Below are 23,244 nucleotides of genomic sequence, written 5' to 3'. Positions count from 1 at the left end.
TTCCCGACTATAGTAGAGGTAGCGAAAGGGAGGGAACGCCATGAACGCGGCCGCAATCATCCGCACCGAAAACATTTCCAAAGCTTACGGCAAGACGACGGTTCTCAAAAACATCGATCTCACCGTTGCGCACGGCGAATTTACCGCCGTCATGGGACCGTCCGGTTCCGGCAAATCGACGCTCATGAACGTGCTGTCGACGATCGACCGATTTACCGGCGGCGACGTCTGGCTGGAGGGGCAGTCGCTGCTCGCGCTCGGCAAGAAGGAGCTGCGCCGGTTCCGGCAAAACCGGATGGGGTTTATTTTTCAAGATTACAACCTGCTCGACACGCTCACGGTTAAGGAAAACATCCTGCTGCCGCTGTCGCTGCGCAAGGTGAACCCGCGGGAGATGGAGGCGCGGCTCATGCCGATCGTCCAGGCGCTGCGCATCGCCGACCTGCTGGACAAGTATCCGAGCGAGCTGTCCGGCGGACAGAAGCAGCGGACGGCCTGCGCCCGCGCCATCATCACGAAGCCGGCGATCGTCTTCGCGGACGAACCGACCGGCGCGCTCGATTCCAGGTCGGCGACGCAGCTGCTGGAAGAGCTAGCGGAGCTGAACCGCAAGTTCGGCGCGACGATTCTGATGGTGACGCACGACGTCTATGCGGCGAGCTATTGCAAGCGGGTCATCTTCCTGCGCGACGGGGCGATCGTGAACGAGCTGTACGCCGGGGAGCAGCAGCAGCGCGCGTTCTACGACCGCATTCTCGAAACCCAGAGCCTGCTGGGAGGAAAGCCGCGATGAGCCTGCTGGAACTGACGCTCAAGAACGTACGCCGCAGCTTCGGGCTCTATACGATCTATTTGCTCGCCATGGTTATCGGCGTCATGATCTTCTTCTCCTTCGCGTCCGTCATGTACAACGGCGATATCCTGGACGCGCTCGAGAACCGGCAAAACTTTCAAACCGGCTTCGCGATCGCGTCCGTCGTCATCGTCGCGTTCATCGTCCTGTTCGTGCTCTATGCCAATTCGTTCTTCATCCGGCAGCGCAAAAAGGAGCTCGGCTTGTACATGCTCTACGGCATGAACGAGCGGCATCTGCTGCTCATGCTGCTGTACGAGACGCTGGCGCTCGGCGCGGCCGCGCTCGTCGCGGGGGGACTCGCGGGCGGGCTGCTGTCCAAAATCTTCGGCTCGCTGCTGATGAATCTGATGGAATACGACCAGGTCGTGTCGTTGTCGTTCCCCGTGCCGGCCATCCTCGCGACGATCGGGATGTTCGTCGTCCTGACGGCGGCGATCGCCGTCCAGAGCTACCTGCTGCTCTCCCGCGTGCAGTTGATCGACCTGTTCCGGGCGCGGGAGAAGACCGAGAAGCCGGTCAAGACGTCGGCCGTTCTGGCCATGCTTGCCGTCCTGCTGCTCGGATCGTCGATCGTCGTCATCGGCAGCGGCAAGCAGTCGGTTTTCTGGACGGATTACGCGTCGGCGTCGATGATCTATTGCGCGGTCGGCATCATCGCCGGGACGTACTTGTTCATCCGCCAATTCGCCGGCTGGCTGCTGCTGCGGCTGAGCCGGGGAAAGCGGTATTTCGGCGGCAATACCGTGCTGTGGTCGTCCTCGATCCGGTTCCAGATCCGCGGCAATACGCTCAACCTGTCGTTCATCTCGCTGTTCAGCACCGTCCTGATCTTGCTCATGTGCTTCGTGTCCATCAATTACTCCGTGCAATTCGAAGCGGTCGGCCGCAATCTGCCGAACGACGTCGCGTACGAGTCGAAGAGCAAGGCCGTCGACGACGACGTGAAGGGGGCCATCGCGTCTTCGGGGCACGGCATCGAAGACGAGCGCGCCTTGACCCTGCTCCGCGCCGAGGCCGTGACGGATCCCGGCGTCGCGTTCGAGAATCCGGAATACTTCTTTCCGGGCGTCCTGCTCGCCTCGGCGTCGGACTATAACGCGATCGTCGCGGCCCGGCATGACAACGGCAAACCGGTGCGGCTGGACGGCGACCAAGCCGTGTCGCTGTCCCAAGGGATGGACTTCCCGGAAACGATGCCGGACGGCGGCGCCCGCTTCACCGTTCGCGCCGCGTCGGAGACGACGCTCAAGCTGACGGAGAAGCGCGATTACGCGCTGCTCGGCTGGGCGTCGGATCCCGTCACGTCGATGGTGAAGAAGCCCGCGCTGCTCGTCGTCTCCGACGCGAAGTACGCCGAGCTGAAGGAGGGCGCGGAGACGGCGAGCTACATCATCTACGATATCGCGGACGCGGGCAACGCGGAGGAGCTGTCGAAGCGGCTGCACGCGATCGTCACGAAGGAGCCGGGCACGTACTATTCGTCGTTCGCGGACGTCTACTCCAAGCAGATCGAAGGCTCTTCGCTGCTGCTGTTCGCGAGCGCGTTCCTGGCGCTGATCGCGCTGTTCGCCCTGGCCGGCGTCATCTACTTCAAGCAGCTGCGCGAAGCGACGGAGGCGCAGCGGCAGTACGCGATTCTCCGCAAGCTCGGCGTCGGCAAGCGGGAGATGATGAGCGTCATCCGCAAGCAGCTGCTGTTCGTCTTCGCCCTGCCGCTGCTGCCGGGCCTGATCAACAGCTGGCTGATCATCAAGACGTACATTCTGGATTCCGTGCAGGATTTTCCGAATCTGAAGGGCATGGTGTGGGGCATCATCGCGCTCTACTTCCTCATCTATGCCGGCTTCTATCTCGCGTCCGCCAATCTGTATTACCGGATCGCGAATCGGTCGGCATAAGCGCCAAACACCCCGGGAGACGGCTTCGTCTCCCGGGGTGTTTGGCGTCGTTCCCTTGCATGGCGCGCAGTCGCCGTGGGGCCACCAGCCGGGGATGCTTGCGGCGTATCGCCGCTGCCCTGCGTACGGCGCCGCGATCGGCTTTGGCCTCGCGGATTCGGTTACGAGGCCGTCGGCTTCGGCCAGCCGGCCGTGCGGGGGCCGCGTCTATTCGACCCCCGCGGAAGAAGGCTGCAGCATCTCCCGGTACGGGTCGTGGCTGCGCGGGAAGTGCACGGTCATTTCCGTGAACCGGCCGAGTTCCGAGACGCACGTGATATAATGGCCCAGCTTCTTCGACAGCTCTTGGGCGAGATAGAGGCCCATCCCCGTCGATTTCATATGGATGCGCCCGTTCGTGCCGGTGAAGCCGCGGTTGAAGATGCGCGGCAGGTCGCGGGGTTCGATGCCGATGCCGCTGTCGCGGATGACGAGCCGCTTCTCCTTGTCGTCCGCTTCCGCCGCGATGCGGACTTCGCCGCTGACCGGCGTGTACTTCAGACTGTTCGACAGCAGCTGGCCGAGAATATAGGGCAGCCACTTGGAATCGCTCTGCACGATCGCCGGGCCGACGTCGAGGGACAGCCGGATTCTTTTGGCGATGAACGCTTTGGCGCTGCCTCTGACGACTTCCTTGACGAGCGGCTCCAAGTCGCAGTTGACGAGCTCGTAGTCTTGGTTGAAGTTGTCCAGCTTGGCGTAGTAGAGCGCCTGATCGACGTACTGTTCGATGCGGGTGAGCTGTTCCTCGAGCGTGCGCGGCTCCACCTCGGTCTGCTGCATGAGCCGCAGGACGGAGATCGGCGTCTTCACCTCGTGGAACCAGGACACGATGAAATCATAGTATTCCTTCTGCCTCGCGTGCACCTCGTTCAGCGCGCGGATGTGGCCGCGCTCCATCTCTTCGACGAGGTCCCGGTACGCTTCGGCTTCGAGCGAGAGCGGTTCGCCGTCTTCGCCGGCCAGCGTCCGGACCGCCTGCGCGCTGCGATAATACCGGTAGCCGAAGAAGGCGGCCATGAGCAGCGATTGCAGGACGACGACGTAGACGAGGCTTTCGAATCGCAGCCGGCTGCCCGGCTCCGCGTACCAGATCAGCATGACGAGTCCGAACGTCGCGGCGCAGAGCAGGATGTACGGCCGTTCGTAGCGAAGGAAGCGCAGCACGTTCATTCCGCGATATACCCCATTCCTTTGCGGGTCGCGATGAAGCCGTCCAGGCCGAGCTCGGCGATTTTGCGCCGGAGGCGGTTGACGTTGACGGTCAGCGTGTTGTCGTCGATGAATTGGTCGTCGCGCCACAGCGCCTGCATGAGGTCGTCGCGGGACACGATCGTCCCGGCCTTCCGCATCAGAACGCCGAGGACGATGAACTCGTTGCGGGAGAGCTCCGCCGTTCTGCCTTCGTAATCGACGGAGGAATTGGACAGATTGAGCCGAAGTCCGCGATGAACGAGCTGCAGGCTCTCTTCCTGGTACGTATAATTGCGGCGCAGCAGGGCATTGACCTTCGCGACGAGAATCTCGAGTTCGAACGGTTTTTGCACGAAATCGTCGCCGCCCATATGAATGGCCATGACGATGTCCATGTTGCCGCCGCGGGACGAAAGGAAGATGATCGGCACGTTGGACACGCCGCGAATTTGCCGGCACCAGTAAAAGCCGTCGTACACCGGCAGGTTGATGTCGAGCAGGATCAGATGCGGGCGCCGGGCTTCGAATTCGCGCTTCACGTCTTCGAACGCGGTCAGCTCGAAGACGTCGTACTGCCATTTGCGCAGCGTGGCGGCCACGATGGCCCGAATGTCCGCGTCGTCTTCCACGAGCATGATTTGAAACAAAACGGAACGCCTCCTTCGGTGCGTCGGGCGGGGGTTGTCTACGCCCCAGTATACCAGATGCAGGAAGGCGCGTCGCGCGGCGGAAGGCCATAGGGCCGCAGGCGGAGCGGGAAAGCCGGCGGGGCGGTTACCCTTCCCGCGCCGGGCGCAGGCTTCGGCCGCGGGCGAAGCCGTACAGCCCCGCGGCCAAGCCGAGCAGAAGCACGCCGGCCGCCAGCCACGGATGGAAGCGGAGCGTCGCCGCTTCCGCCAGCAGGGCGCCGCCCGCGCCGGCGCCGGCGGCCAGGCCGAGGTGGATCACGGACGTGTTCACGCTGAGAATCAGATTGGCCGACTCCGGCGCCTGCTGAATAAAATAGCTTTGGATCGCGGGACCGGCGGCGAACATGGCGAACACGACGACGCCGAGCAGCAGCGTGCCGGCGACCGGCGAAGGCGCAAGCAGCGGGAGCAGGAGGAGCGCGGCGGCGTGGAGCGCGACGCCGGCGGCGATCACGGGCGCTGCGCCCCAGCGGTCGACGCCGTAGCCGCCGATCCGCGAGGCGGCGGCGCCGACGGCGCCGAAGGCGAGCATCGCGGCGCCGACGCCGGACACCCCGTAATGGAGCAGCTGCTGCAAATACGGCGTCATGAACGTGAAGAGGACCGAGTTGCCGGATTCGCGGAAGAACGTGAGCGCGAGGGCGCTGACGACGACCATGCTCCCGATCGCCTTGAATTGGCGCCGAAACGGCACCGGCGCGTCGCCTTCGAGCTTCGGCAGCAGCCGGTACAGCAGGAAGACGAAGGCGAGGCTGACGGCGCCGAGCAACAGGAAGATCGCCTGCCAGCCGAACCGGCCCGCGACGGCGATGCCGATGGGCACGCCGAGGATCATCGCGCTGCTGAAGCCGAGCACGATCGTCCCGATGGCGCGGCCGAGCTTCTCCGGCGGCACGAGGCGGGCCGCGGCGCCGAAGGCGACGACAAGGTAGACGCCGGAGCTGACGCCGAGCAGCATGCGCGAGAGCAGCAGGTCGGCGAACGACGAGCTCGCGCCGGAGGCGAAGCTGCCGAGGATGAACGCGCCAAGCGCGGCAAGCAGCACTCGGCGACGTTCGAGCCTTGCCGTCAGGGAGACGACGACGGGCGTGCCGACGGCGAACGCGCCGGAATAAGCGGTAATGAGGAGGCCGGCTTCGGCCAGCGGGATCTTCAGGTCGGCGGCGATCACGTTCAGGATGCCGGAGACGACGAGCTCGGACGTCGCGGTGAAGAACGCGCCGAACGCCAAGGCGTATACGGCGAAGCTAGGGGTGGTTTTCATGGCTTTCATTCCCTTCCGGTCATTGGTAAGCTTGCTCTTGGCTGTAGTATAATAGAGCCGCTTACCTTTCGTAAGAAGGCAAATGAAACGGACCTAATACAACTTAATTGACTAACTAACCAAAAGTAAGTTAATGGCGGATGAAATGCATAGAAGGGGTGGGAGAAGATGAACGGGAAGAAGAACGATCCAAGAATCGGCCCGGCGTCGACCGAACCGCGGGACGCGCGCTTGAACGATGGCGGGGAGCCTGCGGCCGAACCGCGGCCGGCATCGCAGCCGGGGCAGCAGCCATCGCGGTTTACCAATATTTGCTCCGTGCTCGAAATTCTCGGCGCCAAATGGGCGTTTCTCGTCATCGCCGAGCTGACGTCGGGGCCGAAGCGCTTCAATCAGCTGAACCGGGATTTGAAGGTCGTCAAGACGCAGTCGCTGACGGACGTGCTGCGGCATCTGGAACGGAGCGGCATCGTTCGCCGGGACGTATTCCCGACCGTGCCGGTTTCGGTGGAGTATGCGCTGACCGAGAAGGGGTATGGGTTTCAGGACGCCTTGAAGGAGATGGAGAAGTGGGCCGTCAAATGGGGGGACGGCGCGAATAACGATCCCCGGCTGCAAGCGGACGGCTGAAGGCTCGCGCCGCCGCCGAAGCGCGAGATCGCCGCAGCCGCCGAAGCGCGAGATCGCCGCAGCCGCGCCGGGCCGCGAATCCAGTGCCGGGGCGGCTGCCGAACGCCGTCAATTCTGCCGGTGACGGAACGGCTTGCCCGCGGCCGATGCTCACGGACTTCCGTCTTGCCAGCCCATCCGCGCCTTCAGGGCGACGATCTGGGCGGTATGATGGCGGCCGTGCCAGACGAACCGCTCGATCGCCTGGTCGAGCGTCATCGCGCCGTGCGTCGGGCTCGTCACCGTGCGGGCGAACTGCTCCGGCGATAGCCCGCGCAGCAGCAGCGCGAACCGGCGATGGAGCGCGTCCAGCAGCGCGAGCGGCGCCGCGACGCGGGTATCCCGGTAGTCGCCGAGCTCCGCGAACGCGTTTTCGCGGAAAGTAGCCGCGAGCGGCGCCGGTTCCGTCAGCGCGCGCTTGAAGCGGATATACGCGTTCAAGTCGGCGTCGGCCAAGTGATGCACGATCTGAACGACCGTCCAGCCGCCCGTCCGGTACGGCGTCAGAAGCCGCGAAGCGGATAGCGGCTCCACCGCGGCGCGCAGCGTTCCCGCGAGATCGGCGACCGCTTCGATCAAGCGCAGCCGGTCGGCCTCGCCCAGCCGCGCGGCAGGCTGAAAGCGGCCGAGCGGGAAACGCAGAGCTTCGAGTTCCGAGTCTTCCATCGCCAACAACCTCCGTTTCGGTTTTCGGCGGCCGAATGAACCGGCGGCCTCGGTATGGCACGCCGCCCGCCTGGCCGTTCGCCCGGTCATTCGCCGATCGTTCAGCCCAGTCTTTCGCCAAGCCGACCTGGATCTCCTGCCGCTTGGCGATTGACAAGCTCCGGCGGCGGGGGTATCATTCAGCACATTGAAGATCACCAAGCGCGCGAATCGGCTTTATGGATCAACCACCCACGCCGCCGGCCTCGCTCGGGGGAGAAGGAGAGGACGAACATGTCGATGGAAAACAAGCCGGCCTGCTGCTGCGCGGCGGGAAGACGGACCATGGAGAAGCCGGGCGCGATCCGGGAGGATTCGGAAGCGCGGGCGGGAGATGAACTGGCGGCCGCGGCGGAAGCACCGCATGCGCCGCATGCGCAGGATCGTCTTCAGGGCATGGCGCTGCTGCCCGGCGGCGAATTTCTGATGGGCACGAACGACGCGGAGGGGTTCCCGCGGGACGGGGAGGGGCCGGTGCGGGAGGCGAGCCTGTCGCCATTTTATATGGATGCCTGCGCCGTGACCAACGCGGCGTTCGCCGCGTTCGCGGCCGAGACCGGCTATGTGACGGAAGCGGAACGGTTCGGCTGGTCGTTCGTCTTCCATCTCTTCGTGCCGGAAGCGGCGAAGGCCGCGGCCCGTCCCGCGCCAGGGGTGCCGTGGTGGCTCGCCGTCGACGGCGCCTGCTGGCATAAGCCGGAAGGCGAGGGCTCGGGCATCGAAGGGCGGGAGGACCATCCCGTCGTCCACGTCTCGTGGCATGACGCGGCGAGCTACGCGCAGTGGGCGGGCAAACGGCTGCCGACGGAAGCGGAATGGGAATACGCCGCGCGCGGCGGCCTGATCCAGAAGCGCTACCCGTGGGGCGACCTGCTGAAGCCGGACGGCGAGCATCGCTGCAACATTTGGCAGGGGAAGTTCCCGGACAAGAACAACGCCTCCGACGGGTATGCCGGCACGGCGCCCGTCCGCTCGTTCCGGCCCAACGGCTACGGCCTCTACAATATGGTCGGCAACGTCTGGGAATGGTGCGGCGACTGGTTCTCGGTCCGCCATGCCAAGCCCGGCAGCCGGGATCCGCGCGGTCCCGCTTCCGGCACGGCCCGCGTCATGCGAGGCGGCTCTTACCTGTGCCACCAGTCGTACTGCAACCGGTACCGCGTCGCCGCCCGAAGCTCGAACACGCCGGACAGCTCGACCGGCAACATCGGCTTCCGCTGCGCGGCGGACGCTTAATAGCTCGATGTTCGGCATCCCGGCCATGGGTGCCGCGCGACGAAACGAAGGGAGGCGGCTATCGCCGTCTCTACGGCGCAAAGCGCGCGTTTGCCCGGGAATGGTTGCGGTGCGGAGGGAACTGTGCTAAAATCGGCACAATAAGAGAGACAGGGGCGTTCACGAACATCGATGGCTCAATTGAAACGGTTTGGCTTCGGCCTTCAGGCGCTCATCGTGCTCGCGACGAACGACGAGCTGCGCACCAGCTCGGATATCGCGGAGCAGATCCAATGCGAGCCGACGGCGCTTCGCAAAATATTGGCGCAGCTCGCCGACGCCGGAATCGTCGAAGTCCGGCAGGGCCGCTCCGGCGGCTACGAGCTGACGCGCCCGCCCGGCGCAATCACGCTGTACGAGGTGTATTCGTCGCTTCACGACGAGCAGCCGCAGTGGGACCGGATGCTGGACACGACCGGCAACCACGGCTTCGGGCAGCGGGCGAACGAGTCGTTCCGGAAGATCATGGCCGACATCAACACGCAAGTTACGTTGGTGCTCGGCAATTATACCGTGGCGGACTTGATTCGGCCGGATTAAAACCGACGCGGCGTCCGACGCAAGAACGGCGCTCGAATTGACGGGCGCGGATGTCGAAGCGAATCCAAGATCCGAGTCGATCCCGGTACGCCAAGCGAATTTAGATGATGGAGTCGATGCCGGAGGTCGAAAGTAAATCCCGGCCCCTAGTCGATTCTGGAACTCGAAGCGAATGATCGAATCGATAACGGAGCTCGAAAGTAAATCCCGGCTATCGGATCCAGGCTCTCGAATCCAGGCTATCGAATCGAGCCTTCTAATCGACGCAATCACAGCCTCCGCATCGGGCACGGAGCGCGAACCGCCGAAAAGGCGAAATTTTTTTTGCTCAAAATGTGCAAATCATTGCTCATATTGCCCCTTTTCATAAAAAACGGCAACATATGGCATTCTGACAGAGAAAGCGAGGAGAAATGACCCATGAGCGAGCGCAAACCGCTCCGCCTCGGCAGCCTGGTCGCGACGATCGTCCTTGCGGTCGCCGGCGGGCTGCTGTTCAAGCTGCTGCACATTCCGATTCCGTGGCTGCTCGGGCCGATGATCGCGATGCTGATCGCGAACAACGCGATCGAGAACCGGTTTTACTGGCCGCAGCAGCTCCGCAATACGGCGCTTATCATCGTCGGCTACACGATCGGATTGTCCCTCACCGCGGCCGCGCTGAAGGAAATCGCGCACCAGCTTCCTTACATGCTGGTGATGGCCGTGCTGCTGCTGGCGTACTGCGCCGGCATCGCCTACGTCGTCTCGAAGTTCTCCGGCATGGGGTACAAAACCGCTTTGATGGGGAGCATCCCGGGCGGGCTGTCGCAGGTCATCCTGCTGGCGGAAGAGACGGAGGGCATCAACATTACGGCCGTCACGTTCACCCAGGTCACGCGGCTCATGATGATCGTCATCTGCGTGCCGCTGATCGTGTTCAGCCCGATCCTGGGCCAGACGCACGACGCCGCGGCGACGGCGGCCGCCGCCGCATCCGCCGTGCAGCCGACCTGGGGCGGATTGTTCCCGAACATCCTGATCTTCGCCGTCGCCGGCGTCGCGTGCGCCCTCCTCGGCAACCGAATCAAGCTGCCGACCGCGTACATGCTTGGCCCGGCGATCGGGACGGCGGCGCTGCAGCTCGCCGGAGTGCACGGACCGGCGCTTCCCGGCACCGTCATCGAAGTCGCCCAGCTGATGATCGGCATCTACGTCGGCTTGATGCTCCGGCCGCGGCAGCTGCCGAACAAGCTGAAGAACCTGTCGCTCGCGCTCGGCAGCAGCGTGCTCCTGATCGCCGGCGCGCTCGGCATGGCGCTGCTGCTGTCCGCGCTGCAGCCGGTCACCGAAGCGACGGGCCTGCTCAGCCTAGCGCCCGGAGGCATGGACCAGATGGGCATCATCGCGCACGAGATCCACGCGGATCTGTCGATCGTGGCCGGCTACCAGCTGTTCCGGATGTTTTTCATTTTCTTCGTCGTTCCGCCGCTGCTGCGGATGGTGCTCCGCATCCAGCCGGGCGACCGCGTGAAACGGCGCGGCGCCGCCTAAACCCATTTAACGGAGGTATCGGACATGGAAGCTTTGAACCTGGATTACGCCAAAACCGCGCTCGTCCTCATCGATTTGCAAAAAGGCATCGTCGGCCTGTCGCCGAAAGGGCCGGAGATCGTGGCCAACGCCGCGAAGCTGGTCGAACGATTCCGCGCGCGGAACGGCTTCGTGTCGTTCGTGAAGGTCGATTTTCTCGACGGCAAGGAAGCCTTGAAGCCCGCCACGGATCAGGAGCCGCGGTCGGGCGCCTACCCGGAGGGCTGGGCGGAATTCGCGCCGGAGCTCGAGGTCGGCCCCCGCGACCACGTCGTGACGAAGCGCCAGTGGGGCGCGTTCTTCGGGACGGATCTCGATCTGCAGCTCCGCCGCCGCGGCATCGGTACGATCGTGCTCCTCGGCATCTCGACGAACATCGGCGTGGAGACGACGGCGCGGGAAGCGTTTCAGCTCGGGTACGATCAAGTCTTCATTACGGACGCCATGGCGGCGATGAGCGAAGAAGAACATGATGCCACGTGCCGGTTCATCTTTCCGCGGATCGGGAAGCTCCGGACGACGGAAGCGTTCCTGGACGGCATCGGCTCCTGACGGCCGCTATTCGTCGCGTTGCGAATCAAGCAGCTTGCCCGCGCGGGCAGGCTGCTTTTTCGTCTGCCCGGAGGCTGGCTCGGCGGCGTCCGCCGCGTCCGGAGCGACGAACTCGCCCCGGCGAATGCGCCGGTCCCAATCCGCTTCGCGAAAGCTGCGTATCTTCTCGGCCACGTAGATCGTTTCCATCATGGGTTTTATTCCTCCCGGCATGCGGTATCGGTGCGCTGCATCCTCATTATCGCGTGACGGCAAGGGCGTAAAAAGTGTAGAATCATACACAACGCGTTCCCCTTTTGGCAACACGGAACCGAACGGAGGCTGAAGCAATGTTGACCTATGAACGGTATTTGGCGCTGTACGCGCGCTTCGCCGGCGAGGCGGGGGCGGGGCAGCCGGTGGAAGTCACGCTCGATCAGCTGGCCGAAGCGCTGTTCTGCTCGCCGCGCAACGTGAAGCTCATCCTGCGCAAGCTGATCGACGAGGGCTTCGTCGATTGGCAGGCGGGGCGCGGCCGGGGCAACCGGTCGCAGCTGACGTTTCTTCACGGGTACGAGGCGAAGCTGCTCGAGGCGGCGCGGCAGCTGGCCGCGACCGGCGAATACAAGCAGGCGTTCGAGCTGCTCGGCGAGCACGGCGGCGGGACGGGCGCGAGGGAGACGTTCGTGGCGTGGCTGAATGGGCAGTTCGGCTACCGGAAGGTGCGGTTCGGCGAGGACGAAGGGGCCGACATGCTGTCCCTGCCGGTCTACAAGCCGATCGTGACGCTCGACCCGCGGAATCTGTACTATGCGATCAGCGCGCATATGGTCAAGCAAATTTTCGATACGCTGCTGCTGTACGACCGCGAGACGGACAAATTCACGCCATCGCTGGCGCATGCCTGGTCCCATGACGAGAGCGGCACGGAATGGACGTTCCATCTGCGCAAAGGCGTGCAGTTCCACCACGGCAGGGAGCTGAGCGCCGCCGACGTCGTGTATTCGTTGGAGCGGCTGCGAGGCGACTATGCTTCCGGCTGGTTCGTCCGGTCCGTCGACAGCGTCGAGGCCGTCGGGCAGCGGACCGTCCGGATCGCGCTCGCGAAGCCCAACTGGCTGTTTCCGCGGTTTCTATGCTCGCCGGCGATGTCCATCGTCCCGCATGATTTGGCGGAGCGGGACGATGAATTTTGGAACAGGCCCGTCGGCACGGGGCCGTTCCGCTTCGAGGCATGGACCGCCGACCGGTTCGAGCTGCGCGCCAATCCCGGTTACTTCAAGGGGCGCGCCCACTTGGACGGCGTCGCGATCGTGACCATGCCGGCGGATACGATCGCCTACTCGAAGAGCTGGGAGCAGCTGCTCATGAAGGACGAGGCCGCCGTGGCGCGGCCGGAGAGCGATTGGGAGGTCATGGAGTCCGTCTGCAACGGCTGCTCCATGCTGACGTGGAACATGCGCAAGGAAGGGCCGCAGCGCTCCGCGGCCTTCCGGCAAGCCGCGCATCTGCTCGTCGATCGCGCCCGGCTCATCCGCGAGCTCGGCGAAGACCGGCTGTATCCGGCGGCAGGCTTCCATCCGGAGGAGCGGCTCGCCTTGGGGCCGATCCGTTTCGATCCCGACCGGGCCGCCGGGCTGCTTCGGGAAAGCGGCTACGACGGGCGTCCGATCGTCATCGGCACGTACGGGCTGCACGAGCCGGACGCCAGGTGGCTGCAGCGGGAGCTGGGCTCGGCCGGCATCGCGGTCGAGGTGCGCACCGGCGATCACGAATCGGTTCGCGAGCGGGGCATGCTGGGCGCGGTCGACGCTCTGCTGTACTGCGTCGTCTTCGACGAGGACGACGTCTCGCTCATCGAGCTGTACGCGCAGCACGGCAACTTCATGCGGGAGCATTTGGACGGCGAGCTGCTCGCGTGGACGGAAGAACGGATCGACGCGGCGCTCGGGCGCAGGCGGCCGGAGGACCGCGCGCGCGGGCTGGCCGAGATCGAGCGGCGGCTGCGGGAAGAGGCGCATGTCCTGTTTCTGACGCACAAGAAGCAAAACACGTTTTACAACCCCCACATCAAAGGCGTCGGCTTGAATTCGCTCGGCTGGATCGAGTTCAAGGACGTGTGGCTGGACGAGGACGAACCGCTCGCGGGGAGTGCCGGCTGAAGAGCCGGGATAAGCGGGTAAAGGTTGGATGGGAAGACGGAAGGCGGCGGCGGCGCCCGGCAACGGGAGCTGCCGCCTTTTTGCGCGTTCGCGCAAGGGAAGCCGGCCGCAGGCGCATGAAGCCGAAAAGCCGCTGCCGAGGATGAAGGAAAAATTTTTACTAAATCATTTACTTAATTAAGAATTTGGTTTATTATAAACCCATGGACACCTTTACAGCGATTGCAGACCCCACGAGAAGATCGATCATGGAGCTGCTGGCCGCGAACGGCCAGCTGTCCGCCACGGACATTTCCAGCCGGTACTCCATCAGTCCGCAGGCGATCTCGCAGCATTTGAAAATCTTGCGCGAGACGCGCGTCGTGGACGTGGAGAAACGGGCCCAGCAGCGCATTTACCGCATGAACCCGGACGCGCTTCTGGAAGTGGAAGAATGGGCCAAGCGGTACCGGAATTTGTGGAGCAGGCGGTTCGAGGCGCTGGATGCCGTCTTGAAGCGCGAGAAGGAGCGCTCGGCCGCCGATTCCGCAGCCGGTCCAGCCACCAAATCAATCGAAGGGAAGGATCGAAACGATGACGAACGGGTATGACACGCGGATTACGGCGGAGCCGGGCAAACAAACGATTGGCATCGAGAGGGAATTCGACGCGCCGCGGGAGCTCGTCTTTCGCGCGTTCACGGAACCCGAACTGTACGCCGAGTGGCTCGGGCCGCGCGAATTGACGATGAAGCTGGAGACGTTCGAGCCGCGCGACGGCGGCTTCTACCGGTACGTGCACATCGATGCGGCGGGCAACGAATACGGGTTCCGCGGCGTGTTCCACGAGGTGACGGCGCCGGAACGGATCATTCAGACGTTCGAATTCGAAGGCATGCCGGAACGCGGTCACGTGACGCTGGAGACCGCGTTGTTCCGCGAGCTGCCCGGCGGCCGGACGCGCATCGTCATGGAATCCGTGTTCCGCTCGGTCGAAGGCCGGGACGGGATGCTGCAATCCGACATGGAGCGCGGCGTCCGCGACTCGTACGCGCGGCTGGCCGACATGCTGGAGCGGCTGAAGTAAGCGCCGCGAACGATCGAGCTTGCGCAAGGCCGGCTGCCGGGAGCGGCCGGCTTCTTGCCGTCGGCGCGTCGTTCTGAAGCGGGGAGCGGGGTCCCATTTTCTTCCTCTTCGGGTGCAACCTATCCCGGCTTCGTTCGTCTAGGTAGCCAAAGGGGGAATCGCGATGGCACGGACGGGCGGACGACTGCTGCTCGCGCTTGCGGCCGCGCTTATCGCCGGCGGCTGCGACGGGGACGGCGGCTATTTGGCGGATCGGAAGGAACCCGCGGCAAGCAAGACAACCGCGATGCCGGCGGACATGCCGGCCGATTTCGATTTCGAGCTCAAGTACGGCTACGGCGGCGGCAAGAACGAGGTCGACACGTACGACGGTACGATCACGAAGGATCTTATTGTAAACGGCACGGCCACGGCCGATCTCGCACTGTCGGAACAAGAAATGCGGGACATCTATGCGCGGATGCGGGAAATCGACATCATGGGGAAGAAGAAGCTGGAGCCCGAGAACCCGGGATGCGGTCAGGATCCGCATACGGATGACAGCTGGACGGTTACCGCGGCCGGCGAAACGAAGTCGATGCATTTGTCGACGGAGCATTGCGACATCACGGACGACGCACGGCAGCTGGCGGATCTCAGAGAATACGTCCGCGGGATCGCGGAGAGCAAGGCAGCGTACAAGGCATTGCCGGAAGCGGAGGGCGGCTATGATTGAGAATTTGAGCGCGCAAGCATTGAAGTGGGCGGCCGCCGCGGTCGCTGCCGACGCGGAGGTCGTCGCGGCGAAGCGGCTGCGCGGCGGCACGTCGTCGCTAGTACACGCGCTGTGGATACGCGCCGGAAACGCGGAGCGGGAGTACGTCCTGCGGTTGTTCAACAACGCGGAGTGGCTGCGGGAAGAGCCGGACGCGGCCCGGCACGAGGCGTGGTGCCTGGAGACGGCGTCCGCGCTAACGGGCGTGAAGGCGCCGAAGCTCGTCGCGTTCGACGAAGCCGGCGACGGCTGCGGCATGCCGGCCGTGCTGATGACGCGGCTCGAAGGCGAGGTCGTTCTGGCCCCGCGGGAGATGGAGCGCTGGCTCGACGGCCTGGCGCGGGCGCTGGCGGCGCTGCACGCCGCGGAAGCGGGAGGCGGCGCGCGGTGGACGCATGCTCGCTACGCCGACGCCGCGAAGATGGACGCGTCCGCCTGGTCGCGGGTGCCGGATGCCTGGACGCAAGCCGCGCGCATCGCGCTCGCGCCGCCGCCGGCGTACGAGCCGCGGTTCATTCACCGCGACTTCCATGCGGCGAACGTGCTTTGGTCGGGCGGCGAGGTCAGCGGCATCGTCGATTGGCCGAACGGCTGCATCGGCGCGCCCGGTCTCGACGTCGGCCATTGCCGCGCGGATTTGGCGCAGCTGCACGGTCCGGCGGCGGCTGACGCGTTTCTGGACGCCTATCGCCGGCATGCGGGCGAAGCGTTCGCGTACCATCCGTATTGGGACTTCGTGTCGCTGATCGACATCGCGTACTGGGAGCCCGACGTATTCGGCGGCTGGACGGAGCTCGGCGCGCAGGGCTTGACGAAAGCGCTGATCGTGGAACGGCTGGACGATTACGTGCGGGGGCTGCTCGCGCGGACGTCGGCGCGGCGCGCATGATGACGATAGGAGCCGCGGCGTGCGGCTCTTTTTCTAAGCGCCAAGTGAAGAAGCGCCTATTTTTTGCCGTTTTATTTACAAACCGATGGTCTGTATGTATAATAAAGGCAACAACCGCAAAACGGGGGAACGCGCGATGAAGCAGGAAGAACGAAGACAGCAGACGACCCGGCAGCTGCTGGAGGCGACGAAGGCGCTGATCGGGGAGAAAGGCTGCCACGTCATTACGATGAAGGATATCATGGAACGTTCCGAGCTGTCGAAGGGGGCGATCTTCCATTACGTGAAGAGCAAGTACGAGCTGTTCGCATGGGTGCTGGAGGAAAGCCTGACGGCGACGAACGAACGGTTCGAGAAGCAAGTGGAGCGGCATCCCGGGGACTTCGAGCAGCCCATGGAGATGCTGGCGAAGCAGTTCGCCGAACTGGAGGACGCCGGCAGTCCCACCAACAAGGTGCTCATGTATCTGCTCGGCAAGGAAGACGACCCGGCCGTCGCCGACGTGCTGCGGCAATTTTACGAGCGGTCCGTCCTCTTCTCGCGGCGGTGGATCGAGACGGGACAGCGGCACGGGGTGATTCCGGCCTCGGTCGACGCGGCGCGGACGGCGGAGCTGTTCGTCGTCCTATCGCTCGGGCTGCGGGCGAGGACTTCGATACCGGGGGCCGGAACGGCGTTCACGGCCGGGCATTTCGCCGCGTTCGTCAGCGGCAGCCTGCGCGGCGGATTCAAGGGCTAAGGCGAGGTTAAGGCAAAGCAAAGGCGGATGCTTCAAGTGACGGTCGGGAATAACGGGAACGGCGTAAGCGACGGCCGCGATTTCGGCAGGCACGCGGTCCGGTTCAAACCACATCCAAATCGGAGGGGATTGGCTATGGCTCCATTCATCGTCTTGATCGGTTCGTTCGGGTTGTTCCGGCTGCTCGGCTATGCGGGCGTGCCTTATTTCGGAGACTGGCAGCATGCGCTGCAGGCGGCGGTCTCGGCCATGCTGCTGCTGGCGGCTTCCGCGCATTGGGGCAAGCGCCGGTCTGATCTCGTCCGGATGGTTCCCCGGCGGCTGCCATTCGCGGAGGCGCTCGTCACGGCGACGGGGCTGCTCGAGCTGGCCGGCGCCGCGGCGCTGTTCGTTCCTTCGCTTTCGCGCTATGCCGCGGCGGGCCTGGTCGCGCTCTTCGTGCTGCTCTTCCCGGCCAACGTCAAAGCGGCGCGGGAACGGCTGACGATCGGCGGGAAGCCCGTCCCCGGGCTGGCCGTCCGCGCGGCGATGCAGCTGATCTTCATCGCGGCGGCGTTGTTCGCGGTTCCGTTCGTTTCATAATCCGCGTCCGGCAAGCGCGCGGCGCCGTGTCGGCATGCGATGCGGCGCTTTTCGGCGTCCCGCGCCGAGGCCGCGCGTCCGCGGCATATCGCCCGCGGAGCGGTTCATACAATGGCAGTAATGAAATTATCGGCGAAAGGCGGTCGATCACGTTGACTGAAGCAATGAACGCCGAAGCGCAAGAACCCGCGGTCGGGGAACGCCGGGACGAGAACCGGGAAAGCCCGCGTCTGCGGCGCGTGGACCTCGGCTGCGGCGCGGCCAAGCACCGCGATTGCGTCGGGCTGGATGCCTCGGCTGCCGCGCAGCCCGATCTCGTCCATGATTTCGACGACCCGCTGCCGTTCGAGGACGATTCCGTGACGTTCCTGCTCGCCTGCCGCAGCCTGGAATACGCGAAGGACCTTCGCGGCCTCATGAAGGAGATCTATCGGGTGTGCCGGCACAAAGCGATCGTCTGCATCGTCGCGCCGCACGCCCAGGCGGCCGTTCATATCGCGAATCCGGGCGTTCGCAGTCCGTTCAACGAGTATACGCCGTATTATTTGACGCCGAAGGAGCATCATCGCGACATGATCGCCGCGGCGCAGTTTTCGCCGGAATTCATCCCCGCGGAGAGCGTCGAGGTCGATTTTCGGCTGCTGCGCATGGAGTTTTTTTATTTCCCGCTGTATTTGTCGCCGCTGTACGAACCGGCCGAGCGGATCGGACTCATGGAAGTGCAGCTGAACATGGTGGATGAGATTCTGTATCACTTCGTAGTCGCCAAAGCACCGATCGGGAAAGAGGAACTCGCCCGGCTGGCGGGCAATCCGCTCGAGGAGCCGGCGCGCATCACGGAGCGCCGCCGGCAGGACGGCCTGCTGGCCCGAAGCGGGACGGGGAACGTGATCGAACCGTCCGAGAATGCCGGGCCGGAGGGAAAGACGGGCAGGCCGAAGGACAAGGCGGTCGCTCCCGGAAGGAACGGCAGACCCGAGGCCAGGGCAGGGGAGAAAGCGAAGCCGGAGGGGAAGGCAAGGGCCGACGGCAAAGCCAAACCCGACGAGCAGGGCAGGGCGGGCGAGAAAACCAAGCCCGACGGCAAAGGGAGGTCCGACGGGAAAGGCAGGCCGGAATCGAAAGCGAAGCCGAAAGCCGCCAGATCCGGCGCAGGCCGCGCGTCCAAGAGGCAAATCCAGATCAAAATGGTCGAGCCGGAACGCGAGCTTGTGCGCAGGCCGTCCAAGGTCATGTTCGAGCGCAAGGAATGAACAAGGCGGTCTCGCGATGCCGGTTGCCGGCCGCGGGACCGCTTTGCTTCTTTCGTCATGCCCGGCGAAGGCTCGCCTGTTTGCGGATCATCGAGATCTGTCCGGCATGAATGCCGGAATGGTACATGAGCCGGCCGACCGCTTCGAGCGGCGTCGACGCGGGACCGCCCATGGGCGAGGCGACGGGCTCGGTCCAAGCCTCCTCGGGCAGATCGCGCATCGCCCCGCGCAGCTGCTCGTTGGAATCCCCGAGCAGCTGCAGCAGCGCGCCCAGGTCGGCGTCGTCCGCGAAGCCCGCAGGGCCGCCGCTCGTCGCGAGCTTCAAGCTCACCGGCATGGGCTTGCGGAAAAACCACTCCGCGAACATGTACTCCACCTCCGCGTTATGCCGCAGCATGTAGCCGATGGAGGCGGAACCGAAGGACAGCGCGAGGTCACCGGGCGCCAGTTCGGAGGCGGTGCGGAAAAATCGGGACTGGATGGCGCTCCAGACCGGAAGAACGGTGTCGAAATGGCTCATCGTCATGCTCCTTTAGAGGTGTTGTTTGGGTGGCGCGGACGCGGGCCGCTAGGCTTGCTCCGCCCCGCCATGGCCGGCGCGGTCGACGTGCGCGAACCCGCCGCCGGCGGGATCGATGTCGTAGGCGCGGCCGAAGCCGGCGACGTAGCGGCCGGTCCGGGGCTCGAGCGCGAACAGGGAGAAGTCGAGGCCGCGCAGCATCGCGATCGTCGACTGGCCGAACCGTTCGGCGAACAAGGCGAAGATCGCTTCATGCCCTTCGTTGCCGAGGTTCTCGGCCCGGCAGGCGAAGCGCGCGCGTCTGCGGGCGAACGGATTCGCCGTCCGCGATTCGTCTTCGATGAGCAGCGCGTCGGTCAGCGGGCTGCGCTCCAGATGGCGGTAATGGTCCGCGATTCGGCTGAGGTAGACGTAAAACAGGCCGTCCTTCCGCACGAACGGGGCGTAGGAGGCGTAAGGGCTGCCGAGCTCGTCGACGGTGCTCAGCACGAGCGTTTTCAGGCTGCCGACGAAGTTCAGCATCTGAGCGCGGATCGCTTCGTCATCGTGCGGTTTCATAGGCGTTCCTTCCTTTCTCGTAGGAGCGGTATGGGAAACAAATCGGATTCGGCGCGACGGCTGCCCGCGGGCGCAAGGCAGACGAGCCGGAATCGGGGCATAAGGTTGACGGCCTTGACGCGCCGCGCGAGTTGCCGAAAGGACGGCTGCCCGCGGCACGATTCCGCTCTAAGCGCTATTCTATGCGGCGCGGAGCCGTCTTCGGCTTAAAGCCGTTTCGTTCGCGGCGCCGCGGCGATGCAGCCTTCCGGGGCTCTAGATCCGGCGGGAGGCGCCGCCGTCGCGGAAGCCGGGACCGGCTTGCCCGGAGCCGGCCGGTTTGCCGGTCTTCCGGGACGAGGTCCCGGCATCGCCGGATTTGCCGCGGCTGCCGGCTGCGGCATCGCCGCTTCCGGCCGGACCGCCGGCTGCGGCAAGGGAGAGAAGCACGGCGAGCACGACGGCTTTGGCTACGGCTTGCTTCATGTGCGTGAAGTCCTCCGTGAATTAATTGATAATGATTTTCATTATCATTATATTCGCAACGGAAGCCGTTATCAATAGCGAACGCGGAAATCGCCGGCATGGCCGCCATTCGTTGGCAGCCATGATGCGCGCGGAAGCGGAGACGCCCGCTTCGCTGCGGGCGGAAGCAGATCGGCAACGGGCGCTGTACAAACAAGAGCCGGATGGGCCATAACCGGAGCGGCGAAGCGGGATCAGGACGTTCGCTGCGGTTGCTCGGCGCGGAACGCGCGGTCGCGCCCCGCGCGCTTGGCCGCGTACAGCGCCTGGTCGCAGAGGGCATAGAGCGGTTCCCACTGGGTGTCCCGGTCCGGGAGGACGGTCAGAATGCCGAGGCTGATCGTGAAGGCGGGCTCCGCGCCGGCCGCGGACGCCCGGATGCGCTCGGCGGCCGCGCTCGACTCCGCCTCGTCCCGGCCGGGCAGCAGGACGGCGAATTCGTCGCCGCCGTACCGGGCGAACAAGTCGTCCGGGCCGAGCACCGCCCGGATGCGCGCCGACAGCGTCTCGAGCACGCGGTCGCCGGCATCGTGGCCGTACGAATCGTTGATCGTTTTGAACCGGTCCACGTCGAACAGCAGCAGCGAGAGCGGCGCGTTCCGCCGCGCGCAGCCGGCGAGGCTTTCCCGCACGCTCTCCAGAAACGCGCGGCGGTTCAGCGCGCCCGTCAAATCGTCGTGCTGCGCCAGGCGGAGCAGCTCGCGATGCGCCCGTTCCCGCAGCAGCAAAATAAAGCCGGTATTGCTGGCGATCGTGATCAAGTACAGCGCGAGGAACGACATCGTTTGGAACGGTCCGGGCGCGAAGAAGCCCATCGGCGCGCCGGCGGCCAGCGCGGCCGCCGCCCGGCCGAGCAGCGACAGGACGGTCAGCAGATAGAAGGCGCCCATCGCGCGCGGCAGGACGGACTTGCCGCCTTCGCGCGCGAGGCGGACCGCCGGTCCGGCGACGAGGAGGGCCGTTCCGACGGACGCGAACGCGATCCGAAGAGACTCCCGGTTATCGAGCAGCAGAATCGCGTGGAACCCCGCCAGATTGACGGCCGTCATGATCGCGTACCGCCGTTTCTCCGGCTGTCCGAAGGCGCCCCGCAGCCGCAGGACCGCGGCCATTTCGAGCGCATAGCCGACGAACAGCAGCGAGTTCGCGAGCGAGACCGAGACGAGGTTCGGCATGCCGCCGTGCGCGACGAGGAAGAACCACGAGCCCGCCTGCGCGAGCTTCGCGAGCATGAAGACGCGAATCGTCCTCTCCTGCTTGTGCCGGCGCCAATAGCCGGCGATCAGCCCCGCCGTGAACAGATGGCCGAGGACGAGCGACAAAAAAATCGTGTTCCGATCCAGTACGAAGTTCATGATAGACCGCCATTCTGCCTGAAAAGCAAGCGTTACCGGAATTATACCAAAGGTTCGTCCGGCTGGCATCGACAAAATCGACGATCAACCGACATCGGCGGATGCCGCGTTTGACTTGGCCGAACGAATCCTCTATCCTGACGAAGAGGTGATCGAGAATGAGTATTCAATCCGATAAAATTTTCATCAATTTGCCGGTCAAGGATTTGAAAAAATCCGTGACGTTCTTCAACGAGGTCGGCTTCGGCTTCAATTCGCAGTTTTCCGACGAGAACGCGGCCTGCATGGTCGTGAGCGGGCATATTTTCGTCATGCTGCTGTCCGAGCCGTACTTCAAAAACTTCACGCAAAAGAAAGTGGCCGACGCGAGCAAGAGCACGGAAGTGATTCTGGCCATCTCCGCCGACAGCCGCGAAAAAGTGGACGAAATCGTCTACAAGGCGCTGTCCTCCGGCGGCAAAATCTCGAACGATCCGCAGGACCACGGCTTCATGTACGCCTGGAGCTTCCAGGACGTCGACGGCCATCTGTGGGAAGTCATCTATATGGACGAGAGCGCCGTTAACCAAGGCTAAGCTCGCTCCTTCGCGCAAAAAGAAGCCATTGCTTTCCGGCGGCAGCCGGCCGGCAATGGCTTCTTTTCGCGTCGGGGCCGGTTCCGCCCGCGGCGAGGTTGATCCCCGGGCGTTTCGTGGTAAACTAAGGGAAACCGCAAGCAGGAGGAGCGCCATGAAACGCATCGCAATCGTACTGACGGCGCTGTTGACCGTATTCGCCGCGGGCTGTTCGCTGTCCGCTTCGCCTTCGGCGACGGCCCCGGCCGGGCAAGACGGAATCCGAGCGGAATGGGCGTTCACGCAAGCCGGCCAGCAGCCGGAGAAGCTCTTGATCGGCGTCATCGACGGCGCCGAGCGGACGCTCGACATCGCCATTTACAGCTTGACGAAGCCGGATATCGTCGACGCGATCAAGCGCGCGAAGAACCGCGGCGTCGCGGTGCGCCTGATCACCGACCGCATCCAGGCCCAGGGCAAGAGCCAGAAGGAGGCGCTCAAGCTGCTCGGCAGCGCGGGCGTTCCGATGAAGCTGAACACGCACAGCGGGCTCATGCATCTCAAAATGACGATCGCGGACGGCAAAACCGCGACGACCGGCTCGTTCAACTATTCGAAGGCCGCCAGCACGGATAACGACGAGGTGCTGATGGTGCTGCGCGACGAGGGGGTCGCGGAGTCGTTCGCGCATCAATTCGAGTCGATGTGGACGGATACGTCGGCGTTTGCGCCGATCGCGCCGAGCATCGCGAGCGGCACCGGCGGCACCGGCGGCACCGGCGGCACACCGGGCTCGCCGCCCGACGAATCCGTCGAGTCTTCGACGGAAGCGCCCGCCGACGCGGGAGCGCCGAATGCGGCCGGCGCGGCCGTCTTCCGCAGCTGCGCGGAAGCGAAAGCCGCCGGCAAGGCGCCGCTGCGCCGAGGCGACCCCGGATACAGCGCCAAAATGGACGGGGACGGCGACGGCGTCGCCTGCGAGAAGTGACGGCGGCGACATCCGGCGTCCGGCGCAAGTCCGTATATCCGTTAATCCATATTGGCCCCTTTCCCGTTATTGCCCGGCAGCCGGCCGGT

General features: G+C 64.7%; 26 protein-coding genes. 17 read left to right on the top strand and 9 right to left on the bottom strand.

What is annotated here, in order from left to right; all coding sequences use genetic code 11:
- The first annotated feature begins 40 nt into the window (after positions 1 to 40).
- Both I8J29_RS18090 and I8J29_RS18085 read left to right on the top strand, forming a co-directional pair.
- On the top strand, positions 41 to 793 hold the full coding sequence (locus I8J29_RS18090) for an ABC transporter ATP-binding protein (RefSeq protein WP_208848920.1): 753 nt from the start codon (positions 41 to 43) through the stop codon (positions 791 to 793).
- On the top strand, positions 790 to 2,754 hold the full coding sequence (locus I8J29_RS18085; protein WP_208848919.1) for an FtsX-like permease family protein: 1,965 nt from the start codon (positions 790 to 792) through the stop codon (positions 2,752 to 2,754). Before I8J29_RS18090 ends, I8J29_RS18085 begins: the two co-directional genes overlap by 4 nt.
- A gap of 207 nt (positions 2,755 to 2,961) precedes the next feature.
- Here I8J29_RS18085 and I8J29_RS18080 read toward each other — a convergent pair whose 3' ends face one another.
- The 3 genes from I8J29_RS18080 to I8J29_RS18070 all read right to left on the bottom strand — a co-directional run bounded on the left by I8J29_RS18080 (position 2,962) and on the right by I8J29_RS18070 (position 5,940).
- Positions 2,962 to 3,966, bottom strand: coding sequence for a sensor histidine kinase (locus I8J29_RS18080; RefSeq protein WP_208848918.1), 1,005 nt, complete (start codon positions 3,964 to 3,966; stop codon positions 2,962 to 2,964).
- On the bottom strand, positions 3,963 to 4,622 hold the full coding sequence (locus tag I8J29_RS18075) for a response regulator (RefSeq protein WP_338113214.1): 660 nt from the start codon (positions 4,620 to 4,622) through the stop codon (positions 3,963 to 3,965). Before I8J29_RS18075 ends, I8J29_RS18080 begins: the two co-directional genes overlap by 4 nt.
- A gap of 139 nt (positions 4,623 to 4,761) precedes the next feature.
- On the bottom strand, positions 4,762 to 5,940 hold the full coding sequence (locus tag I8J29_RS18070; RefSeq protein ID WP_208848916.1) for an MFS transporter: 1,179 nt from the start codon (positions 5,938 to 5,940) through the stop codon (positions 4,762 to 4,764).
- A 318-nt stretch (positions 5,941 to 6,258) separates the two neighbouring features.
- On the opposite strand from I8J29_RS18070, the gene I8J29_RS33850 reads away from it, so the two are divergent.
- Positions 6,259 to 6,570, top strand: coding sequence for a winged helix-turn-helix transcriptional regulator (locus I8J29_RS33850; RefSeq protein ID WP_338113213.1), 312 nt, complete (start codon positions 6,259 to 6,261; stop codon positions 6,568 to 6,570).
- Positions 6,571 to 6,720: 150 nt separating this feature from the next.
- Here I8J29_RS33850 and I8J29_RS18060 read toward each other — a convergent pair whose 3' ends face one another.
- The gene (locus I8J29_RS18060; RefSeq protein ID WP_208848914.1) at positions 6,721 to 7,275 is read right to left on the bottom strand and encodes a YfiT family bacillithiol transferase; all 555 of its coding nucleotides are present in this window, start codon (positions 7,273 to 7,275) and stop codon (positions 6,721 to 6,723) included.
- A 279-nt stretch (positions 7,276 to 7,554) separates the two neighbouring features.
- On the opposite strand from I8J29_RS18060, the gene I8J29_RS18055 reads away from it, so the two are divergent.
- The 4 genes from I8J29_RS18055 (at position 7,555) to I8J29_RS18040 (ending at position 11,253) form a co-directional block, all read left to right on the top strand.
- Positions 7,555 to 8,550 (top strand): formylglycine-generating enzyme family protein, encoded by a 996-nt coding sequence (locus I8J29_RS18055; protein ID WP_208848986.1) that lies wholly within the window; start codon positions 7,555 to 7,557, stop codon positions 8,548 to 8,550.
- A gap of 171 nt (positions 8,551 to 8,721) precedes the next feature.
- Positions 8,722 to 9,129, top strand: coding sequence for an RrF2 family transcriptional regulator (locus I8J29_RS18050; RefSeq protein ID WP_090641806.1), 408 nt, complete (start codon positions 8,722 to 8,724; stop codon positions 9,127 to 9,129).
- Between the two features lie 420 nt (positions 9,130 to 9,549).
- Complete coding sequence (locus I8J29_RS18045) at positions 9,550 to 10,662, top strand: AbrB family transcriptional regulator (protein ID WP_208848913.1); 1,113 nt, start codon at positions 9,550 to 9,552, stop codon at positions 10,660 to 10,662.
- A 24-nt stretch (positions 10,663 to 10,686) separates the two neighbouring features.
- Complete coding sequence (locus I8J29_RS18040; protein WP_208848912.1) at positions 10,687 to 11,253, top strand: isochorismatase family protein; 567 nt, start codon at positions 10,687 to 10,689, stop codon at positions 11,251 to 11,253.
- 6 nt (positions 11,254 to 11,259) lie between these two features.
- Here the strand turns inward: I8J29_RS18040 and I8J29_RS18035 are convergent, their stop codons facing one another.
- A complete protein-coding gene (locus I8J29_RS18035; RefSeq protein ID WP_208848911.1) occupies positions 11,260 to 11,445 on the bottom strand; it encodes a hypothetical protein in 186 nt (61 codons plus the stop codon).
- A gap of 137 nt (positions 11,446 to 11,582) precedes the next feature.
- Here I8J29_RS18035 and I8J29_RS18030 point away from each other — a divergent pair, with 137 nt between their 5' ends.
- From I8J29_RS18030 to I8J29_RS17995, 8 genes are all read left to right on the top strand, one after another.
- The gene (locus I8J29_RS18030) at positions 11,583 to 13,394 is read left to right on the top strand and encodes an ABC transporter substrate-binding protein (RefSeq protein WP_208848910.1); all 1,812 of its coding nucleotides are present in this window, start codon (positions 11,583 to 11,585) and stop codon (positions 13,392 to 13,394) included.
- Positions 13,395 to 13,597: 203 nt separating this feature from the next.
- Positions 13,598 to 13,984 (top strand): ArsR/SmtB family transcription factor, encoded by a 387-nt coding sequence (locus I8J29_RS18025; RefSeq protein WP_208848909.1) that lies wholly within the window; start codon positions 13,598 to 13,600, stop codon positions 13,982 to 13,984.
- On the top strand, positions 13,968 to 14,459 hold the full coding sequence (locus I8J29_RS18020) for an SRPBCC family protein (RefSeq protein ID WP_208848908.1): 492 nt from the start codon (positions 13,968 to 13,970) through the stop codon (positions 14,457 to 14,459). Before I8J29_RS18025 ends, I8J29_RS18020 begins: the two co-directional genes overlap by 17 nt.
- Positions 14,460 to 14,622: 163 nt before the next feature.
- Positions 14,623 to 15,174, top strand: coding sequence for a hypothetical protein (locus tag I8J29_RS18015; RefSeq protein ID WP_208848907.1), 552 nt, complete (start codon positions 14,623 to 14,625; stop codon positions 15,172 to 15,174).
- A complete protein-coding gene (locus I8J29_RS18010; RefSeq protein ID WP_208848906.1) occupies positions 15,167 to 16,102 on the top strand; it encodes a phosphotransferase family protein in 936 nt (311 codons plus the stop codon). The genes I8J29_RS18015 and I8J29_RS18010 overlap by 8 nt, the downstream gene beginning before the upstream one ends.
- A 136-nt stretch (positions 16,103 to 16,238) precedes the next feature.
- A complete protein-coding gene (locus I8J29_RS18005) occupies positions 16,239 to 16,841 on the top strand; it encodes a TetR/AcrR family transcriptional regulator (RefSeq protein ID WP_208848905.1) in 603 nt (200 codons plus the stop codon).
- Between the two features lie 135 nt (positions 16,842 to 16,976).
- A complete protein-coding gene (locus I8J29_RS18000) occupies positions 16,977 to 17,423 on the top strand; it encodes a hypothetical protein (protein WP_208848904.1) in 447 nt (148 codons plus the stop codon).
- A gap of 152 nt (positions 17,424 to 17,575) precedes the next feature.
- Entirely contained in the window at positions 17,576 to 18,676 is a 1,101-nt protein-coding gene (locus I8J29_RS17995) for a methyltransferase domain-containing protein (RefSeq protein ID WP_208848903.1), read from the top strand.
- Between the two features lie 55 nt (positions 18,677 to 18,731).
- On the opposite strand, the gene I8J29_RS17990 is transcribed toward I8J29_RS17995, so the two are convergent.
- From I8J29_RS17990 to I8J29_RS17975, 4 genes are all read right to left on the bottom strand, one after another.
- Entirely contained in the window at positions 18,732 to 19,196 is a 465-nt protein-coding gene (locus I8J29_RS17990; protein WP_240546292.1) for a DinB family protein, read from the bottom strand.
- A gap of 48 nt (positions 19,197 to 19,244) precedes the next feature.
- Complete coding sequence (locus I8J29_RS17985; protein ID WP_208848901.1) at positions 19,245 to 19,754, bottom strand: pyridoxamine 5'-phosphate oxidase family protein; 510 nt, start codon at positions 19,752 to 19,754, stop codon at positions 19,245 to 19,247.
- Positions 19,755 to 20,009: 255 nt separating this feature from the next.
- Complete coding sequence (locus tag I8J29_RS17980) at positions 20,010 to 20,219, bottom strand: hypothetical protein (protein WP_208848900.1); 210 nt, start codon at positions 20,217 to 20,219, stop codon at positions 20,010 to 20,012.
- A 233-nt stretch (positions 20,220 to 20,452) separates the two neighbouring features.
- Positions 20,453 to 21,613 (bottom strand): GGDEF domain-containing protein, encoded by a 1,161-nt coding sequence (locus I8J29_RS17975; RefSeq protein ID WP_208848899.1) that lies wholly within the window; start codon positions 21,611 to 21,613, stop codon positions 20,453 to 20,455.
- Between the two features lie 158 nt (positions 21,614 to 21,771).
- Here I8J29_RS17975 and I8J29_RS17970 point away from each other — a divergent pair, with 158 nt between their 5' ends.
- Both I8J29_RS17970 and I8J29_RS17965 read left to right on the top strand, forming a co-directional pair.
- Positions 21,772 to 22,188, top strand: a complete 417-nt coding sequence (locus I8J29_RS17970) for a VOC family protein (protein ID WP_090641791.1) — start codon at positions 21,772 to 21,774, stop codon at positions 22,186 to 22,188.
- Positions 22,189 to 22,342: 154 nt separating this feature from the next.
- Complete coding sequence (locus I8J29_RS17965; RefSeq protein ID WP_240546291.1) at positions 22,343 to 23,155, top strand: phospholipase D-like domain-containing protein; 813 nt, start codon at positions 22,343 to 22,345, stop codon at positions 23,153 to 23,155.
- Positions 23,156 to 23,244: the final 89 nt, after the last annotated feature.

The organism is Paenibacillus artemisiicola, from assembly GCF_017652985.1.
GTDB classification, from domain to species: Bacteria; Bacillota; Bacilli; order Paenibacillales; family Paenibacillaceae; genus Paenibacillus_Z; species Paenibacillus_Z artemisiicola.
This window is presented reverse-complemented; position numbering and strand designations above follow the sequence as displayed.

Excerpts from the sequence above, each read along its gene's own strand:
- I8J29_RS18050 (WP_090641806.1), top strand. The coding sequence starts at position 8,722 with ATGGCTCAATTGAAACGGTTTGGCTTCGGCCTTCAGGCGCTCATCGTG.
- I8J29_RS18000 (WP_208848904.1), top strand. The coding sequence starts at position 16,977 with ATGGCTCCATTCATCGTCTTGATCGGTTCGTTCGGGTTGTTCCGGCTG.
- I8J29_RS17970 (WP_090641791.1), top strand. The coding sequence starts at position 21,772 with ATGAGTATTCAATCCGATAAAATTTTCATCAATTTGCCGGTCAAGGAT.
- I8J29_RS18015 (WP_208848907.1), top strand. The coding sequence starts at position 14,623 with ATGGCACGGACGGGCGGACGACTGCTGCTCGCGCTTGCGGCCGCGCTT.
- I8J29_RS18005 (WP_208848905.1), top strand. The coding sequence starts at position 16,239 with ATGAAGCAGGAAGAACGAAGACAGCAGACGACCCGGCAGCTGCTGGAG.
- I8J29_RS18035 (WP_208848911.1), bottom strand. The coding sequence starts at position 11,445 with ATGATGGAAACGATCTACGTGGCCGAGAAGATACGCAGCTTTCGCGAA.
- I8J29_RS17980 (WP_208848900.1), bottom strand. The coding sequence starts at position 20,219 with ATGAAGCAAGCCGTAGCCAAAGCCGTCGTGCTCGCCGTGCTTCTCTCC.
- I8J29_RS18070 (WP_208848916.1), bottom strand. The coding sequence starts at position 5,940 with ATGAAAACCACCCCTAGCTTCGCCGTATACGCCTTGGCGTTCGGCGCG.
- I8J29_RS18040 (WP_208848912.1), top strand. The coding sequence starts at position 10,687 with ATGGAAGCTTTGAACCTGGATTACGCCAAAACCGCGCTCGTCCTCATC.
- I8J29_RS18060 (WP_208848914.1), bottom strand. The coding sequence starts at position 7,275 with ATGGAAGACTCGGAACTCGAAGCTCTGCGTTTCCCGCTCGGCCGCTTT.
- I8J29_RS17990 (WP_240546292.1), bottom strand. The coding sequence starts at position 19,196 with ATGAGCCATTTCGACACCGTTCTTCCGGTCTGGAGCGCCATCCAGTCC.
- I8J29_RS18085 (WP_208848919.1), top strand. The coding sequence starts at position 790 with ATGAGCCTGCTGGAACTGACGCTCAAGAACGTACGCCGCAGCTTCGGG.
- I8J29_RS18090 (WP_208848920.1), top strand. The coding sequence starts at position 41 with ATGAACGCGGCCGCAATCATCCGCACCGAAAACATTTCCAAAGCTTAC.
- I8J29_RS17975 (WP_208848899.1), bottom strand. The coding sequence starts at position 21,613 with ATGAACTTCGTACTGGATCGGAACACGATTTTTTTGTCGCTCGTCCTC.
- I8J29_RS17965 (WP_240546291.1), top strand. The coding sequence starts at position 22,343 with ATGAAACGCATCGCAATCGTACTGACGGCGCTGTTGACCGTATTCGCC.
- I8J29_RS18080 (WP_208848918.1), bottom strand. The coding sequence starts at position 3,966 with ATGAACGTGCTGCGCTTCCTTCGCTACGAACGGCCGTACATCCTGCTC.
- I8J29_RS18025 (WP_208848909.1), top strand. The coding sequence starts at position 13,598 with ATGGACACCTTTACAGCGATTGCAGACCCCACGAGAAGATCGATCATG.
- I8J29_RS18075 (WP_338113214.1), bottom strand. The coding sequence starts at position 4,622 with ATGCTCGTGGAAGACGACGCGGACATTCGGGCCATCGTGGCCGCCACG.
- I8J29_RS18055 (WP_208848986.1), top strand. The coding sequence starts at position 7,555 with ATGGAAAACAAGCCGGCCTGCTGCTGCGCGGCGGGAAGACGGACCATG.
- I8J29_RS18010 (WP_208848906.1), top strand. The coding sequence starts at position 15,167 with ATGATTGAGAATTTGAGCGCGCAAGCATTGAAGTGGGCGGCCGCCGCG.
- I8J29_RS18020 (WP_208848908.1), top strand. The coding sequence starts at position 13,968 with ATGACGAACGGGTATGACACGCGGATTACGGCGGAGCCGGGCAAACAA.
- I8J29_RS18045 (WP_208848913.1), top strand. The coding sequence starts at position 9,550 with ATGAGCGAGCGCAAACCGCTCCGCCTCGGCAGCCTGGTCGCGACGATC.
- I8J29_RS17985 (WP_208848901.1), bottom strand. The coding sequence starts at position 19,754 with ATGAAACCGCACGATGACGAAGCGATCCGCGCTCAGATGCTGAACTTC.
- I8J29_RS18030 (WP_208848910.1), top strand. The coding sequence starts at position 11,583 with ATGTTGACCTATGAACGGTATTTGGCGCTGTACGCGCGCTTCGCCGGC.